The sequence below is a fragment of the Stenotrophomonas acidaminiphila genome, from assembly GCA_002951995.1.
In the GTDB taxonomy this organism is placed as follows: domain Bacteria; phylum Pseudomonadota; class Gammaproteobacteria; order Xanthomonadales; family Xanthomonadaceae; genus Stenotrophomonas; species Stenotrophomonas acidaminiphila_A.
Map to the genome: position 1 here is coordinate 3,144,306 of CP019797.1, position 15,109 is coordinate 3,159,414.

15 protein-coding genes and 1 pseudogene are annotated in these 15,109 nt (G+C 70.6%); 8 read left to right on the plus strand and 8 right to left on the minus strand.

The window, feature by feature from the left end:
* Position 1: 1 nt before the first annotated feature.
* The 7 genes from B1L07_14065 to B1L07_14095 form a co-directional block, all read right to left on the minus strand.
* Positions 2-1,477, minus strand: a complete 1,476-nt coding sequence (locus tag B1L07_14065) for an anthranilate synthase component I (protein AUZ56020.1) — start codon at positions 1,475-1,477, stop codon at positions 2-4.
* A 225-nt stretch (positions 1,478-1,702) separates the two neighbouring features.
* Positions 1,703-3,094: a hypothetical protein gene (locus B1L07_14070; GenBank protein AUZ56021.1), complete on the minus strand. Its 1,392-nt coding sequence runs from the start codon at positions 3,092-3,094 to the stop codon at positions 1,703-1,705.
* Positions 3,094-3,774: a DNA-binding response regulator gene (locus tag B1L07_14075; GenBank protein AUZ56022.1), complete on the minus strand. Its 681-nt coding sequence runs from the start codon at positions 3,772-3,774 to the stop codon at positions 3,094-3,096. The genes B1L07_14070 and B1L07_14075 overlap by 1 nt, the downstream gene beginning before the upstream one ends.
* Positions 3,775-4,182: 408 nt before the next feature.
* The gene (locus B1L07_14080) at positions 4,183-4,425 is read right to left on the minus strand and encodes a hypothetical protein (protein ID AUZ56023.1); all 243 of its coding nucleotides are present in this window, start codon (positions 4,423-4,425) and stop codon (positions 4,183-4,185) included.
* Positions 4,426-4,753: 328 nt separating this feature from the next.
* Positions 4,754-5,239 (minus strand): N-acetyltransferase, encoded by a 486-nt coding sequence (locus tag B1L07_14085; protein ID AUZ56024.1) that lies wholly within the window; start codon positions 5,237-5,239, stop codon positions 4,754-4,756.
* Positions 5,199-5,915, minus strand: coding sequence for a ribulose-phosphate 3-epimerase (locus tag B1L07_14090; GenBank protein ID AUZ56025.1), 717 nt, complete (start codon positions 5,913-5,915; stop codon positions 5,199-5,201). The genes B1L07_14085 and B1L07_14090 overlap by 41 nt, the downstream gene beginning before the upstream one ends.
* Positions 5,916-5,926: 11 nt before the next feature.
* Positions 5,927-6,256: a hypothetical protein gene (locus B1L07_14095; GenBank protein ID AUZ56026.1), complete on the minus strand. Its 330-nt coding sequence runs from the start codon at positions 6,254-6,256 to the stop codon at positions 5,927-5,929.
* A gap of 143 nt (positions 6,257-6,399) precedes the next feature.
* Between B1L07_14095 and B1L07_14100 the strand changes: the two genes are divergently transcribed.
* On the plus strand, positions 6,400-7,326 hold the full coding sequence (locus B1L07_14100) for a phosphoribosylaminoimidazolesuccinocarboxamide synthase (protein ID AUZ56027.1): 927 nt from the start codon (positions 6,400-6,402) through the stop codon (positions 7,324-7,326).
* Positions 7,327-7,383: 57 nt separating this feature from the next.
* Positions 7,384-7,863, plus strand: coding sequence for a hypothetical protein (locus tag B1L07_14105; protein ID AUZ56028.1), 480 nt, complete (start codon positions 7,384-7,386; stop codon positions 7,861-7,863).
* 54 nt (positions 7,864-7,917) lie between these two features.
* On the opposite strand, the gene B1L07_14110 is transcribed toward B1L07_14105, so the two are convergent.
* On the minus strand, positions 7,918-8,805 hold the full coding sequence (locus tag B1L07_14110) for a nucleoside-diphosphate sugar epimerase (protein ID AUZ56029.1): 888 nt from the start codon (positions 8,803-8,805) through the stop codon (positions 7,918-7,920).
* A 357-nt stretch (positions 8,806-9,162) separates the two neighbouring features.
* Between B1L07_14110 and B1L07_14115 the strand changes: the two are divergent.
* The 6 genes and pseudogenes from B1L07_14115 to B1L07_14140 all read left to right on the plus strand — a co-directional run bounded on the left by B1L07_14115 (position 9,163) and on the right by B1L07_14140 (position 15,057).
* A pseudogene (locus tag B1L07_14115) lies at positions 9,163-11,990 on the plus strand (monovalent cation/H+ antiporter subunit A).
* Positions 11,990-12,364 carry a Na+/H+ antiporter subunit C gene (locus B1L07_14120; protein ID AUZ56030.1) on the plus strand — a complete coding sequence of 125 codons (375 nt, stop codon included), beginning with the start codon at positions 11,990-11,992 and terminating at the stop codon, positions 12,362-12,364. Before B1L07_14115 ends, B1L07_14120 begins: the two are co-directional and overlap by 1 nt.
* Positions 12,361-13,905 (plus strand): monovalent cation/H+ antiporter subunit D, encoded by a 1,545-nt coding sequence (locus tag B1L07_14125; GenBank protein AUZ56031.1) that lies wholly within the window; start codon positions 12,361-12,363, stop codon positions 13,903-13,905. Before B1L07_14120 ends, B1L07_14125 begins: the two co-directional genes overlap by 4 nt.
* On the plus strand, positions 13,902-14,408 hold the full coding sequence (locus B1L07_14130; GenBank protein ID AUZ56032.1) for a Na+/H+ antiporter subunit E: 507 nt from the start codon (positions 13,902-13,904) through the stop codon (positions 14,406-14,408). Before B1L07_14125 ends, B1L07_14130 begins: the two co-directional genes overlap by 4 nt.
* Entirely contained in the window at positions 14,405-14,689 is a 285-nt protein-coding gene (locus B1L07_14135) for a K+/H+ antiporter subunit F (GenBank protein AUZ56033.1), read from the plus strand. The genes B1L07_14130 and B1L07_14135 overlap by 4 nt, the downstream gene beginning before the upstream one ends.
* Complete coding sequence (locus B1L07_14140) at positions 14,686-15,057, plus strand: Na+/H+ antiporter subunit G (protein AUZ56034.1); 372 nt, start codon at positions 14,686-14,688, stop codon at positions 15,055-15,057. Before B1L07_14135 ends, B1L07_14140 begins: the two co-directional genes overlap by 4 nt.
* The last annotated feature ends 52 nt before the right edge of the window (positions 15,058-15,109 follow it).

Here is a 15,109-nt window from a genome sequence, read left to right on the forward strand (position 1 = left end):
CTCACAACCCTTTCGCCGCCTGCGCCACCGCGCGGAACAGCGCGCGGCCCTTGTTCATGGTCTCCTGCCACTCGGCGTCGGGGTCGGAGTCGTAGACCACGCCGCCACCGGCCTGCACGTACAGGTAACCGCCCTGGATGACCGCGGTGCGGATGGCGATGGCGGTGTCGCCGTCGCCATGCCAGCCGATGTAGCCGACCGCGCCGGAATAGACGTTGCGCTTGACCGGCTCCAGCTCGCGGATGATCTCCAGCGCGCGGATCTTGGGCGCGCCGCTGACGGTGCCGGCCGGGAACGTGGCGCGCAGCACGTCGCTGTAGCTCAACCCGGCCTTCAAGGTGCCGGTGACTTCGCTGACGATGTGCATGACGTGGCTGTAGCGTTCGATCACGAACTGCTCGCCCACCCTCACCGTGCCCGGCTCGGCGATGCGGCCGACGTCGTTGCGGCCCAGGTCGATCAGCATCACGTGTTCGGCGCGCTCCTTGGGATCGGCCAGCAGCTCGACCTCCAGCGCCTTGTCCTGTTCCGGCGTGGCGCCGCGCGGGCGGGTGCCGGCGATCGGGCGCACGGTGACGATGCCATCGCGCAGCCGCGCCAGGATTTCCGGCGAGGAGCCGACCACCTGGGTGCCGCCGACGTCGATGAAATACATGTACGGCGACGGATTCAGCGCACGCAGGGCGCGGTATACGTCGATCGGCCGCGCACGGAACGGCACGCGCAGGCGCTGGCTCGGCACCACCTGGAAAATGTCGCCGGCGCGCACGTACTCCTGTGCCTTGCGCACCACCGCGTGGTACTCCTCGCGGGTGAACGAGGACTGGAAATCCTGCTCGTCGATGGCATCGGACACCTGCGCCTGCGGGTAGCCGGCCCCGCCCTGGCGCAGCCGGTGCGCCAGTTCGTCCAGGCGGCGGTTGGCGCGGGCCCAGGCCTGCGGCTGCGCCGGGTCGGCATGCACGATCAGGTACAGCCGGCCCTTGAGGTTATCGAACACCGCCAGCTCTTCGGAGAGCATCAGGTAGATGTCCGGCGTGCCGAGTTCGTCGGGTTTGTCGCCCGCGCCCAGGTGCGGCTCGATGTACTGGATGCACTCGAAGCCGAACCAGCCGACCAGGCCGCCGGTGAAACCCGGCAGGCCATCGAACTGTGGCACCGAGTGCTGCGCGCGCAGGACTTCGACCTCGGCCAACGGGTCGGCGACCTCGCGGCGTTCGATCACTTCACCCAGTTCGCTTACTTCCAGCGTATGGCCGCGGACGCTGTAGATGCGCCGCGCCGGCAGGCCGATGATCGAATAGCGGCCGAAGCGTTCGCCGCCCTCGACCGATTCGAACAGGTAGGTATGCGGGCCGTCGGCGAGCTTGAGATAGACCGACAGCGGCGTGTCCAGGTCGGACAGCACTTCGCGGACGACGGGGATGCGGGTATGGCCTTCAGCGGCCTGCTGCTGGAACTGCTCTTGCGTGATCAAGACGGCTTTCCTTCCGGGAATCGACGGTGGCGGTACGGACGACGGCAACGGGCCACCATCGCCACCAGCGGCGAGCGGAAGAAAGGGAACGCTTGGTCGTCAGAATGGACACCGCGCAACTGTACCGCAAATGGGCCGCAGCGGGGGCCGCGGCGCCCGGCCGGAACGCTTGCACAGGCAACTGTCCAAGCCCGCCTGGGGGTGCGCGGCGCCCCTCCACGGGCCTCAGGCCAGGGCAGCGGGCGGCCGCCGTGGCAGCTGCACGGTCACGCACAGCCCCGGGGTGCCGCCCAGGCCCGGGTCGCCCGCGGACAGCACAACGGTGCCGCGATGGCGGCTGACGATGGCGCGCACCAGGCTCAGGCCCAGCCCGGTACCGGGCTGGCCGCGGTCGGCCTGCAGGCGTTCGAAGCGATCGAACACGCGCTGGCGGTCGCCTTCGGGGATGCCCGGGCCCTGGTCGCGGATGCGCAGCACGGCATGCTCGCCGTCCACCGCCGTGTCCACGCTGACGGTACCGCCGGTGGGCCCGTACTTGAGCGCGTTGTCGAGCAGGTTCACCAGCACCTGGAACAGCTGGTCGGGGTCGCCCGCCACCTGCAGCGGCACGCCGGAGACGCACAGGCGCATGCCGCGCTGCGCGGCAACCGGCTGGTAAAGCTCGACCACGTCGGCGACCAGCTGGTCCAGGTCGACCACGGTGGCATCGTCGGTGGTCGCCGCCTGCGCCTCGATCCGCGACAGCCGCAGCAGCGCGGAAAAAGACTGCAGCAGGCCGTCGGCCTCGGCCAGCCCCGACTCCAGTTCGGCCAGCGCCGCCGGCGACGCGGCAATGGCCGGTACCGCGCGCATCGTCTCCAGCCGGGTGCGCAGGCGGCTCAGCGGGGTGCGCAGGTCATGGGCGATGTGATCGGTGGCGTGGCGCACCGCGTCGAGCAGCGCCTGGATCCGGTCGAGCATGCCATTGAAGCGCAGCGCGACGCGGTCGAAGGCATCGCCACTGCCATCGCTGCGCACGCGCAGGTCCATTTCGCCGGCCGCCACCCGCTCGGCGGTGCGGTCCAGGCTGCCGAGCCGGCGCGCCACCCAGCGCGAGGTCCAGCCGCCGACCATCGCCCCCATCACCGCCGCCGCCAGCAGCGCGGCCAGCGCCGAGTGCAGGATCAGGCGCAGGAAGCCGTCCTCCGAACGCATGCGCAGGCCGGCGACCAGGTACTGGCCGTTGTCCAGCCGCTGCTGGTGCGCGACCACCCGCGGGGCGTCGTCGGCCTCGACGTCGGTGAACTCCAGCCAGCGCGCATGCGCGGTCCAGCCCGGCACGTTCGCCAGCGTGCCGACGATGACCTCGCCGCGCGCGTCCAGCAGCATGTACACCATGTCCGGGTCGTCCGGGGTGCCGATACGCCCCTGCAGTTCCTCGCGCAGCCGCGCGTAGCCGGCGTGCCGGTAGAGATCGCGCAGCCCGGCCGCGTCGGTACGCACGACCTCGTGCGCGTCGCGCTCGAGCAGGGCGGACACCGCGGCATAGACGCCGGTGCCGAGCACGATGAACGCCAGCAGGAACGCGACCGACACCGCCAGCGCCAGCCGCGAGGTGGTGGAGCGCGGCAGGCGCATCAGCCGTCGAGCCGGTAGCCGGCACCGCGCACCGTATGCAGCAGCGGCGTGGCGAAGCCATGGTCGATCTTCTGCCGCAGGCGGCTGATATGCACGTCGATCACGTTGGTCTGCGGATCGAAATGGTAGTTCCACACCGACTCCAGCAGCATGGTGCGGGTGACCACGCGGCCGGCGTTGCGCATCAGGTACTCCAGCAGCATGAACTCGCGCGGCAGCAGGTCGATGGCACGGCCTGCGCGCGAGGCGGTGCGGCGCAGCAGGTCCAGTTCCAGGTCGGCCACCTGCAGCCGCGTCGACACGGCGGCCGGCGATGCCCCGGGAGCGCGCCGCGACAGGCCATCGAGCCGGGCACTGAGTTCGGCGAACGCGAACGGCTTGACCAGGTAGTCGTCGGCACCGGCGCGCAAGCCTTCCACCCGGTGGTCGACATCGGCCAGCGCGGTCAGCAGCAGCACCGGCACCGTATTGCCGGCGCCGCGCAGCGTGCGCAGCACGGTGAGCCCGTCCAGGCCGGGCAGCATGCGGTCCAGCACGACCGCCGCGTAGGTTTCGGTAGTGGCCATGAACAGGCCATCGCGGCCGTTGTCCACGCAGTCGACGACGTGCCCGTCCTCGCGCAGTCCCTTGGCGATGTAGGCCGAAATCTGGGTATCGTCCTCGACGACCAGTATGCGCATGACGGCGTGGCTGTGGCCTGGGTCGGGCAAGCATAGCGCCGGCGGCGGCGCGGTTCAGCGGGTCGGAGCGGGCGTTGCCGCGGGGGCGGCGCGGTTGCCGCCGGACGCGGCTGGCGCGCGGCGCTCGCATTTGCCCAGCGCGCTGCGCTTGAGGCAGCGCGGCAGCACTTTTGCCGTTGCCGGGCGGGGTGCGGAAGCCGGCGCACTGGCGCCCGCGGGCGTAGCCGGGGCCGCAGGTGTGCCGGGCAGACCCGTGCCCCCCAGGACCGCCAGCATGACCAGGGCCGCCAGCGAATACGGGTGATGGATGCTGGTGTTCATGGCCCTGCCCTCGGTCACGGTGACTCGACCGGACGCAGGCGGATCACGCCGGCCGACGGACCGGCGTGACCCTCCCGGGCCGGGGACTTACTTGCCGTCTGCCGGGGTGGCGGGCGTTGCCGGCTTGGCCGCGGCGGCGTGCTGGTGGTGCTTCTTGGCGTGGTGCTTGGTGGCCGGCGCGGTGGTGGTCTTGGCCGCCGGCGCCATCTGCATGGCCGGGGCCGCCGGGGTGGCGGGCGTGGCGGGGGTGGCCGGGGTCGACTGGGCGGCGAACGCGGTGCCGGCCCCCAGGGCCAGGCCGACGGCGAGGAGCAGGGCGGAGGTCTTCATGTGCGTGATCCTTTGGGCGGGCTACAGCGTGGAAGTTCGGGAAGATGGCGTTTCCAACCATCGCCGACAGATTGCGCCGCGCCGGCTAACGGGAGCGTGGCGCAGGCATGAACGCGCTGTAATGTGCATCCGCCACGCAACCGCAACGCGGCCGTCATCGCCGCGTCATCGAACCGGCGGAGCATGGGAGGCCATAGCAGGGACGATGGATGGAGGCAGGATCAGCCTCCCACGAATTCCCCCGGCCGTGGCAACGATGCCACGGCCTTCTTTTTGCCGGTGCCGGCCGGCGCGGCGGTTACCGCGACGCCGGCACCCATGCCGTGCCTCAGCCCTCGGCGAACCGCCGCAGCGCGTCGCCCTGCAGCCGGTACACGGTCCACTCGTCCTGCGGCAGCGCGCCGGCGGCGCGGTAGAAGTCGATCGCCGGCGTGTTCCAGTCCAGTACCGACCACTCGAAGCGGCCGCAGCCCTGCGCCACCGCCAGCCGCGCGATGTGCTGCAGCAGTGCCTTGCCCGCCCCGCAGCCGCGATGTTCCGGGCTGACGTACAGGTCTTCCAGGTAGATGCCGTTGCGGCCCAGCCAGGTGGAATAGTTGTAGAAGTAGACCGCGTAGCCGATGGCCTGCCCGTCGCGCTCGCAGACCAGCGCCTGCGCCTTGGCATCGGCACCAAACAGGCTGGCGCGGATCCCGGCCTCGTCGGTCTGCACCGACGATTCGGCCCTTTCGTAGATCGCCAGTTCGCGGATGAAATGCAGGATCAGGCCCGCATCATCGGCGGTGGCCGGACGGATGTGCAGGCCGGCAGCCATGCTCACCCCGCGCCGCGGCGACGTTGGCGCGCATCTGCGCGATCACCTGCGCGTAGTCCGGGGCGTTGAAGATGGCCGAGCCGGCAACGAAGGCGTCGGCGCCGGCGGCGGCGATCTGGCCGATGTTGTCGGCCTTGACCCCGCCGTCCACTTCCAGGATCACCGGCTTGCCGAGCTTGTCGATCATCGCCCGCACCGCGCGCAGCTTCTCCAGGGTCGAGGGAATGAACGCCTGGCCGCCGAAGCCGGGGTTGACCGACATCAGCAGCACCAGGTCCAGGTCCTCCAGCACCCAGTCGAGCACTTCCACCGGGGTCGCCGGGTTCAGCACCAGACCGGCCTTGCAGCCATGTGCCTTGATCAGCTGGATGGTGCGGTGGACGTGCCGCGACGCTTCCGGGTGAAAGCTGATCAGGCTGGCGCCGGCCTCGGCGAAGTCCGGCACGATGCGGTCCACCGGCTCGACCATCAGGTGCACGTCGATCGGCGCGGTCACGCCATGCCTGCGCAGCGCCTGGCAGACCATCGGGCCGATGGTCAGGTTGGGCACGTAATGGTTGTCCATCACGTCGAAATGGACCCAATCGGCACCGGCGGCGAGGACGGTGTCGACCTCCTCGCCGAGCCGGGCGAAGTCGGCCGAGAGGATGGACGGGGCGATGATGCAGTTGGACATGACGGGGCCTTTCAGCGCTTGCGCAGGGTTTTGATGCGGTCGTAGGCGGCGTTGATCTGCCGGGCCTTCTTCTCGGCCTGGGCGCGCAGTTCGGGCGCTGCACCGGCCAGCTTGTCGGGGTGGTACTGGGAGATCAGGCGGCGGTAGGCCAGGTCGATCTCGGCATCGCTGGCCTCGCGGGTCACCCCCAGCTCGCGGTAGGGCAGGTCCTTGCCGAGCCTGAACCAGTCGCTGTCGAACGCATGCCCCAGCAGCATGCCCACCACCGCGCCGAACAGCGGGTTGGGCCTGAACAGCAGGGCGCCGGCGATGAATCCCAGCAGTTTTCCGTACCAGCGCATGGGCGGGGCCGTGGCCTTGAAGATCGGGGCCGTATTTTATGCCACAGCCGCCCCGGACGGCCTTACACTAGGCCGCCCGCCGTCCCGCCGCGGGCCCCCGGGTCCTGTGCCGACGGCTTCATCGCCAAGTTCCAGGAGTGCCCGTGCCGACCACGCTGCTGCAATCCGATCTTCCCGGCCTGCCCTTGCGCCACCGCGGCAAGGTGCGCGATGTATTCGATATCCCGCGCGAACGCCTGCCGGCCGACACGCCTGCCGGCGATTACCTGCTCATCGTGGCCACCGACCGCCTGTCCGCGTTCGACGTGGTGCTGCCCGACCCGATCCCGGGCAAGGGCGAGATGCTGTGCCAGGTGTCCAATTTCTGGTTTGCCAAGACCGCGCACCTGATGCCCAACCACCTGACCGGCATCGACGTGGCCAGCGTGCTGCCCGACGGCGTGGACCCGGCGCTGTACGCCCGGCGCGCGGTGGTCACCCGCAGGCTCAAGCCGGTGCCGGTGGAGGCCATCGCCCGCGGCTACCTGATCGGCAGCGGCTGGAAGGACTACCAGCGCACCGGCCAGGTCAGCGGCATCAAGCTGCCCGACGGCCTGCAGCAGGCGCAGCAGCTGCCCGAGCCGATCTTCACCCCGTCCACCAAGGCCGCGGTGGGCGACCACGACGAGAACATCGACTTCGACGCGATGGTCAAGGCGGTGGGCGCCGAGCTTGCCGAGAAGGTGCGCGACGCGACCCTGCGCATCTACAAGTTCGCCGCCGAGTACGCGGCTGAGCGCGGCATCCTGCTGGCCGACACCAAGTTCGAGTTCGGCACCGACGCCGACGGCCGCCTGTACATCATGGACGAGATGCTCACGCCCGACTCCTCGCGCTACTGGCCGGCCGACGAGTACGCGGTCGGCACCAGCCCGCCGAGCTACGACAAGCAGTTCGTGCGCGACTACCTGGAAACGCTGGACTGGAACAAGACCGCCCCGGGCCCGGCGCTGCCGGCCGAGGTGATCGCGCGCACCCGCGACAAGTACGCCGAGGCCCTGCAGAAGCTGGCGGGCATCCACATCGACTGAGTTCCCCGCGCGCCCGTCGGGGCGCGCGCCACCGCCCCTGCCGGGAGAAGAGGCCGCATGGACATGAGTGCCGCACGCCCCATCGACCGTTGGTTCGCCAGCTATTCCGGCGACCACCGCAATCCCGTCAACCAGGCCATCCACGTGGTCGCGGTGCCGGCCATCCTGTGGTCGGTGATCGCTCTGTTGTGGTGCATCCCGCCGCTGCTGCCCTGGTTCCAGAACGGCATCTGGGCGGCGCTGGCGATGTTCGGCGCATGGGCGTACTACAACCGCCTGTCGCGGTCGCTGGGCATCGGCATGCTGATCCTGTTCTTCGTCTCCGGCTGCCTGTGCCGGCTGCTGGAGGACCGCATCGGCGTGCGCGGCCTGCTGTACGCCGGCGTCGGCGTGTTCGTCGTCGCCTGGATCGCGCAGTTCATCGGCCACCACATTGAAGGCCGCCGGCCCAGCTTCCTCACCGACCTGACCTATCTGCTGATCGGGCCGATCTGGGTGCTGGCCAAGCTGTACCGGCAGTTCGGCTGGAAGTACTGAGCGGCGCGCACCCGCGGGCAGGCCAGGGACCGTGGATGCGGGGCGAGCCCCGCACTACAGCCCGAACATGTCCCGGGTGGGATGGAACGGGCGTGGCGCATAGCCGAAGTCGCGGCGTGCCGGGTCGATATCGAACACCAGCGGCTCGCGCATGCGTGCCAGCGCGGCGGCGTTCATGCCGCGCAGGCGGCCCATGGCATGGGCCATCGCCAACGCCCCGCGGAACAGCGGCGCCGGCACCCGCAACAGCCGCGGCGGCGGCTGCAGCGACGCCAGCACCCGCCGCACCATTTCCGCATAGGCCAGGCGCTCGCCACCGCCGAGCGCATAGGCGTGCCCGGCGGTGGCCGGGTGCCGCAACACCTGCAGCGCGGCGTCGGCCAGATCCTGCACGTGCACCGGCTGGCGCAGGCCGTCGGCCCCGGCCGGCAGCACGAACACGCCGCTGCGGGTGGCCAGCCGCGCGATCGCGGTCAGCGTGGCATCGCGGCCGGCGCCATAGACCAGGGTCGGCCGCAGCACCGTGGCGGCCACGCCACGGGCGCGTGCGACGGCGAACAGCGTGGCCTCGGCCTCACGCAGGCGGCGCGCGACATCGCGCTCGGCCGGTTCGCGCGAGTCCTCCTTGACCTCGACGCTGGTCGAGCCGAACGCGACCACCCGCGGCGCGGCGATGTCCGCGGCCTGATACCAGCGCGCAAAGTGGTCGAGCGGGCCGCAGCTGAACACCGCATCGAACGGGCCATCGTCCCGCCAGTCGCCGGACAGGTCGCCCTGTCGCCAGCTCAGCCCCGGCGCGGCCGCACGCGGCGCGCGCGACACGGCCTGCACCCTCCAGCCATCGGCCAGCAGCCCGGCCAGCAGCCGTTCGCCGATCTGCCCGCTGCCGCCGAACACCAGTGCCCGCCGCGGCATGTCTTCTGCGTGTTGCCCTGCTTCCATGCGGACAGCATAGGCGATGGCGGCACAGCGACGCGCCATGTCCGCGCACGGCCACCGCCATGGGCACCGCGATGGCATCCGCGGCGCGAACACCGGACGCGCCGTTGCCGGTGCCTGGCGGGCCGGTCTCCGCGCCTGCCAGGCGCGCCGCAGCGCACGCGCGTCCGCCCTCCGGCAGCGCCACGCCGGCCCGTTCCGCCGGGGGCGGCCGGGCCTGCTGCCGGGGCGCGGACGCCGGCCACCCGGGGCGCCCGGCGCGGACCGCGAACCCGAACGGCTCGTTCATCTACGGGGTTCCGGCGGCAAAAAAGCGCCTGCTAGACTGCTGGACCTGCTCGCGAATCCCGCATTCCCTGCATGACATCCGTTCTCCCCCTGCTGCTCGCGCTGCCATTCCTGATGGCCGCGCTCATCGCCCTGCATGGCCGCCTGTCGCGCACGGCCGCGGCGTGGGTGGCCGGTGCCGCCCCCCTGCTGGGCCTGGTGCTGCTGGGAACGATGACCCCGGCCGTGCTCGACGGCGCGGTACTGCGCGAAAGCTGGCCCTGGCTGCCGCGGATCGGGCTGGAGGCCACCCTGCGCCTGGACGGGCTGGCGTGGATGTTCGCCGGGCTGGTGCTGGGCATCGGCGCGCTGGTGGTGCTGTACGCGCGCTACTACCTCTCGGCGCAGGACAGCACGCGCCGCTTCTACAGCTGCCTGCTGCTGTTCATGGGCGCGATGCTGGGCATGGTGCTGTCCGGCAACCTGCTGCTGCTGATGGTGTTCTGGGAGCTGACCAGCATCAGTTCGTTCCTGCTGATCGGCTTCTGGTCGCACCGCCGCGACGCCCGCGAGGGCGCGCGCATGGCGTTCGTCGTCACCGGCGGCGGCGGGCTGGCGCTGCTGGCCGGCGTGCTGCTGATCGGCCGCATCGTCGGCAGCTTCGACCTGGACGTGGTGCTGGCCTCGGGCGACCTGATCCGTGGCAGCGCGCTGTATCCGTGGGCGCTGCTGCTGGTTCTGGCCGGCATCTTCACCAAGAGCGCGCAGTTCCCGTTCCATTTCTGGCTGCCGCACGCGATGGCCGCGCCCACCCCGGTATCGGCCTACCTGCACTCGGCGACGATGGTGAAGGCCGGTGTGTTCCTGCTGGCGCGGCTGCACCCGGCGCTGGCCGGCAGCGAACTGTTCTTCTACCTGGTCAGCGGCATTGGCGCGATCACCCTGCTGGTCGGCGCCTGGAATGCGATCTTCCAGCATGACCTCAAGGGCCTGCTGGCCTATTCGACGATCTCGCACTTGGGCCTGATCACCCTGCTGTTCGGCCTGTCCACGCCGATGGCCGTGGTCGCCGGCGTGTTCCATATCCTCAACCACGCCACCTTCAAGGCCTCGCTGTTCATGGCCGCGGGGATCATCGACCACGAAACCGGCACCCGTGACATGCGCCGCCTTGGCGGCCTGCGGCGGCTGATGCCCATCACCAGCACGCTGGCGATCATCGCCTCGCTGGCGATGGCGGGCATCCCGCTGCTCAACGGCTTCCTGTCCAAGGAAATGCTGTTCGCCGAGGCGCTGGCCACCGGCGGCCCGCAGTGGATGCGCACGGCGATGAGCTCGGCCGCGCTGCTGGCCGGCATCCTCGGCGTCGCCTACAGCCTGCGCTTCGTCCACGACACCTTCTTCGGCAAGGGCCCGCTCGACATCGAGGGGTGCCGCACGAACCGCCGCGCTGGATGAAGGTCCCGGTGGAGGTGCTGGTGCTGATCTGCCTGGCGGTCGGCATTGCCCCGGCGCTGACCGTGGCCCCCGTGCTGCACGCCGCCGCGCAGTCGATCCTCGGCGCCGCCATGCCCGTCTACAGCCTGTCGGTCTGGCACGGCTTCAACCTGCCCCTGGCGATGAGCGCGGTCGGCGTGGCCGGCGGCATCGCGCTGTATGCCGGCCTGCGCCGGCGCACCGACCTGTATGCCGCGCGCAACCGCCCGGTCGGCAAGCTGCTGTTCCAGCGCGGCATGGACGCGCTGTTCGGGCTGGCCCAGCGCATCACCCACGCGCTGGCGGACGGCAGCCTGCAGCGCATGCTGCTGGCGCTGGTGCTGGTGGCGGTGATCGTGGCCGGTGCGCCGTACGCCGCCGCCCCGGCATGGCCGGCCTGGCCGGCGGCGCAGCCGATGCCGCTGCTGGGCTGGGCACTGTGGCTGGTGATGCTGGCCTGCGCCCTGGGCGCGCTGTTCCTGTACCGGCAGCGCCTGCTGGCGGTGATCGTGGTGGGCGGTTCCGGGCTGATGGTGGCGCTGGCGTTCGTGTTCCTGTCCGCGCCGGACCTGGCGTTGACCCAGCTGATGGTGGAGATGGTGACCCTGGTGCTGATGCTGCTGGGCATGAACTACCTGCCGGCGCAGTCGCCACCCGAGCGCACGCCGTGGCGCAAGCGCCGCGACGCGCTGATCGCGGTGGTCGCCGGCGGCGGCCTGGCCGCGCTGGCCTACACCATGATGACCCTGCCGCCCAACACCGTGGCCGGCGAGATGCTGCAGCGCGCGCTGCCCGAGGCCTACGGCCGCAACGTGGTGAACGTGATCCTGGTCGACTTCCGCGGCTTCGATACCTTCGGCGAAATCACCGTGTTCGGCATCGCCGCGCTGGTGGTGCATGCGCTGCTGCGCCGCGCGCGCATGGCGCCCGAGCAGATCATGCCCGGCCCGCCGATCAAGCTGCCGGTACCGGCCGACCTGGCGCAGATCATGTTCCCGCTCACCCTCACCGTGTCGATCTTCCTGTTCCTGCGTGGCCACAACGCCCCGGGCGGTGGCTTCATCGCCGGGCTGGTGCTGGCGGTGCCGCTGCTGATCCAGTACGTGATCCAGGGCACGGTGTCGGTGGAATCGCGCTTCGGCTTCGATTACATCCGCTGCATCGGCGTGGGCCTGCTGGTCGCCGTGCTCAGCGGCATGGCGTCGATGCTGTTCGGGGTTCCGTTCCTGACCAGCGGCCACCTCGACCTGCACCTGCCGCTGATCGGCGAGCTGCCGCTGGCCAGCGCGATGGGCTTTGACACCGGCGTGTACCTGGTGGTGTTCGGCGGGGTGATGCTGATCCTGTCGATGATGGGCACCGTCAAGCCGTCGCGCACGCGCAGCGCGCGCCATGGCGAGATCGACATCCACCGCCGTTCGCCGCGCACCGGGGAGATGCATTGATGGAACTGGCCCTGGCAAGCGCGATTGGCGTGCTCACCGCGATCGGCGTGTACCTGCTGCTGCGCGCGCGCAGCTTCGACGTCATCCTCGGCATGACCTTCCTGTCCTATGCCACCAACCTGCTGATCTTCAGCGCCGGGCGCCTGGCCAGCGGCAAGGCGCCGGTGCTCAAGGACGGCGTGGCCCCGGACCTGGCGCACTACACCGACCCGCTGCCGCAGGCGCTGGTACTGACCGCCATCGTCATCGCCTTCGCCATGACCGCGGTCAGCATCGTGCTGGCGATACGCAGCCGCAGTGACAACCACAGCGACCACGTCGACGCGCACGAGCCCGACGACGGCCGCGACGCCGGCAACCGGGAGGGCGCATGAACCACCTGCCGATTCTGCCGGTCCTGGTACCGCTGCTGGGCGCGTCGCTGTCGTTGTTCGTCGAACACCGGCGCTACGGGCCGAAGGTGCAGCGCAGCGTGGCCTGGGCCAGCATGGTGGTACTGGCACTGGTCGAAGGGCTGCTGATCGCCGCCACCAGCCAGGGCGAGACCATGGTGTACCTGCTGGGCGACTGGCCGGCGCGGCTGGGCATCGCCCTGGTCGCCGACCGCCTGGCCGGCTGGATGCTTGGCACCACGCTGCTGCTGGCCGCGGCCTGCCTGTTGCATGCGTGCACCGGCTGGGACCGCCGCGCGCCGCACTTCCATGCCCTGTTCCAGTTCCAGCTGGTCGGTCTCAACGGCGCCTTCCTGACCGGGGACATCTTCAACCTGTTCGTGTTCTTCGAGGTGCTGCTGATCGCCTCCTACGGCCTGCTGCTGTCCGGCGGCCGCGGCCTGCGCCTGCGCATCGGCCTGCACTACGTGGTGTTCAACGTCTCGGCCTCGACCGTGTTCCTGATCGCACTGGGCATGCTCTATGCCACCCTGGGCACGCTCAACATGGCCGAGATCGGGCAGCGCATCGCCGAGCTTCCGCCGACCCACCTGAAGCTGGCCAAGGCCGCGCTGGGCCTGCTGCTGGTGGTGTTCTGCGCCAAGGCCGCGCTGCTGCCGCTGTACCTGTGGCTGCCCGAATCGTATGCGCGCGCACCGGCGGCGGTGGCGGCGCTGTTCGTGATCATGACCAAGGTCGGCCTGTACGCGGTGCTGCGCGTCGGCACGCTGTGGTTCGGCGAGGGCGCCGGCGCACTGGCCGGCTATGGCGCCGGCTGGCTGCTGTGGGCCGGCATCGGCACCCTGCTGCTGGGCGCGCTGGGCGCACTGGCGGCGACCCGGCTGCGGGTGCAGGTGGCGTACCTGGTGGTGGTTTCGGCGGCGACCCTGTTCATCGCCTTCGCGCTGGGCAACGCCGGGACCATCTCGGCCGGGCTGTACTACCTGCCGCACAGCACGTTCACCGCGGCCGCACTGTTCCTGGTCGCCGACCTGATCCGCCGCCGGCGCTGGCGCGCCGGCGAACGCGGCGAACGCGACCTGGCCGCCGCGCTGCCGGGCAAGACCATCCCCGGCCTGCTGTTCCTGGTCGGCGCGGTGGCGGTGGCGGGGCTGCCACCGCTGGCCGGCTTCCTGGCCAAGGCCGCGCTGCTGTCGGCGGTGCCCGACGCGCATACCGGACTGGTCTGGGCGGCGGTACTGGGCAGCAGCCTGCTGGTGATCATCGGCCTGGTACGCAGCGGCATCCGCCTGTTCTGGCACGTGCCCGGCGAGGACGACGCGCCGCCAGCACCCGCGAGCGAAGTGCCGGCGCGACCGTTCGAGACCGCCGCCACCACCGCGCTGCTGGCCTGCGCACTGGCGATGAGCGTGTTCGCCGCGCCGCTGATGCGGCAGACCGACGCCATTGCCGCGCAGCTGCTGGCGCCGCAGCAATACCTGCACGACGTGCGCGGCGCCACGCCGCAATCGAGGCTGCCATGAGCGCGCGCCGGCCCCTGCTGCGGCGGCTGTTCCCCTCGCCCGCGCTGTCGATCACCGTGGTCGCGTTCTGGCTGGTCATGTCCGCCAGCTTCGACCTCGGCCAGCTGCTGCTCGGCATGTTGCTGGGCGTGGTGATTCCGCTGTTCGCCGCGCGCCTTGACCGCGAGTTCGCCCGCATCGGCACGCTGCGGCCATTGCCGCGGCTGGTATGCGTGATGTTGTGGGACATCCTGCTGTCCAACTTCCGCGTCGCCGCGCAGGTGCTGGGGCCCGAGCGCAGGCTCACCCCGGGGTTCATCTGGGTGCCGCTGGACATCGGCAACATCCACGGCATCGCCGCGCTGACCAGCCTCATCACCCTCACCCCGGGCACGGTGTCCTCCGCCCTGTCCGACGACCGCCGCTACCTGCTGGTGCACGTGCTGCACCTGGAGGACCCGCAGGCCCTGATCGCCGAGATCAAGTCCCGCTACGAGGCGCCGCTGATGGAGATCTTCCCGTGACCGGACTCCTGGTTTTCCAGACCACCGTGGTGGTGTGCATGCACATGGTCGCGCTGGCGATGCTGCTGGCGCTGTGGCGCCTGCTGCGCGGGCCGACGGTGCCCGACCGCATCCTCGCCCTGGACACGCTTTCGGTTACCGCCATCGCCGAACTGATGCTGTTCGGCATGTACCTCAATTCGGCGGTCTACTTCGAGGCCGCGCTGGTGATCGCCATGCTCGGCTTCTGCAGCACCGTGGTGCTGAGCAAGTTCGTGCTGCGCCGGGACATCGTCGAATGATGGCCGTGCTGCCCTTCGTGCTGTCGGCGCTGCTGCTGTTCGGCTGCTTCTTCATCCTGGTCGGCGCGCTCGGCCTGGTCCGGTTGTCGGACTTCTTCAAGCGCCTGCACGCCCCCACCAAGGCCAGCACGCTGGGCGTGGGCTGCGTGCTGGTGTGCTCGGTGGCGTACCACATCTTCCTCGGCGAGGATCCGCAGCCACGCGAGCTGCTGATCACCGTGTTCCTGTTCATCACCGCACCGGTGAGCGCCCACATGATGGCCAAGGCGGCCCTGTCGCTGATGATGGAAAGCCGGCCGGAAGTGCCGGGCGACGACAGCGCGCGCAGGGAACAGCTGCCACCGCCGGAAGCGCGCGACGGCGACTGAGGCGACGCGCGCAGGCGGCGCCCATGTCATCACGCTTTCACCTGCGACGGGC

Bases quoted from the DNA above. Each gene is read 5' to 3' on its own strand.
- B1L07_14085 (AUZ56024.1), bottom strand. From the start codon at position 5,239: ATGGCTGCCGGCCTGCACATCCGTCCGGCCACCGCCGATGATGCGGGC.
- B1L07_14075 (AUZ56022.1), bottom strand. From the start codon at position 3,774: ATGCGCATACTGGTCGTCGAGGACGATACCCAGATTTCGGCCTACATC.
- B1L07_14110 (AUZ56029.1), bottom strand. From the start codon at position 8,805: ATGGAAGCAGGGCAACACGCAGAAGACATGCCGCGGCGGGCACTGGTG.
- B1L07_14120 (AUZ56030.1), top strand. From the start codon at position 11,990: ATGGAACTGGCCCTGGCAAGCGCGATTGGCGTGCTCACCGCGATCGGC.
- B1L07_14070 (AUZ56021.1), bottom strand. From the start codon at position 3,094: ATGCGCCTGCCGCGCTCCACCACCTCGCGGCTGGCGCTGGCGGTGTCG.
- B1L07_14130 (AUZ56032.1), top strand. From the start codon at position 13,902: ATGAGCGCGCGCCGGCCCCTGCTGCGGCGGCTGTTCCCCTCGCCCGCG.
- B1L07_14125 (AUZ56031.1), top strand. From the start codon at position 12,361: ATGAACCACCTGCCGATTCTGCCGGTCCTGGTACCGCTGCTGGGCGCG.
- B1L07_14140 (AUZ56034.1), top strand. From the start codon at position 14,686: ATGATGGCCGTGCTGCCCTTCGTGCTGTCGGCGCTGCTGCTGTTCGGC.
- B1L07_14095 (AUZ56026.1), bottom strand. From the start codon at position 6,256: ATGCGCTGGTACGGAAAACTGCTGGGATTCATCGCCGGCGCCCTGCTG.
- B1L07_14105 (AUZ56028.1), top strand. From the start codon at position 7,384: ATGGACATGAGTGCCGCACGCCCCATCGACCGTTGGTTCGCCAGCTAT.
- B1L07_14090 (AUZ56025.1), bottom strand. From the start codon at position 5,915: ATGTCCAACTGCATCATCGCCCCGTCCATCCTCTCGGCCGACTTCGCC.
- B1L07_14080 (AUZ56023.1), bottom strand. From the start codon at position 4,425: ATGAAGACCTCCGCCCTGCTCCTCGCCGTCGGCCTGGCCCTGGGGGCC.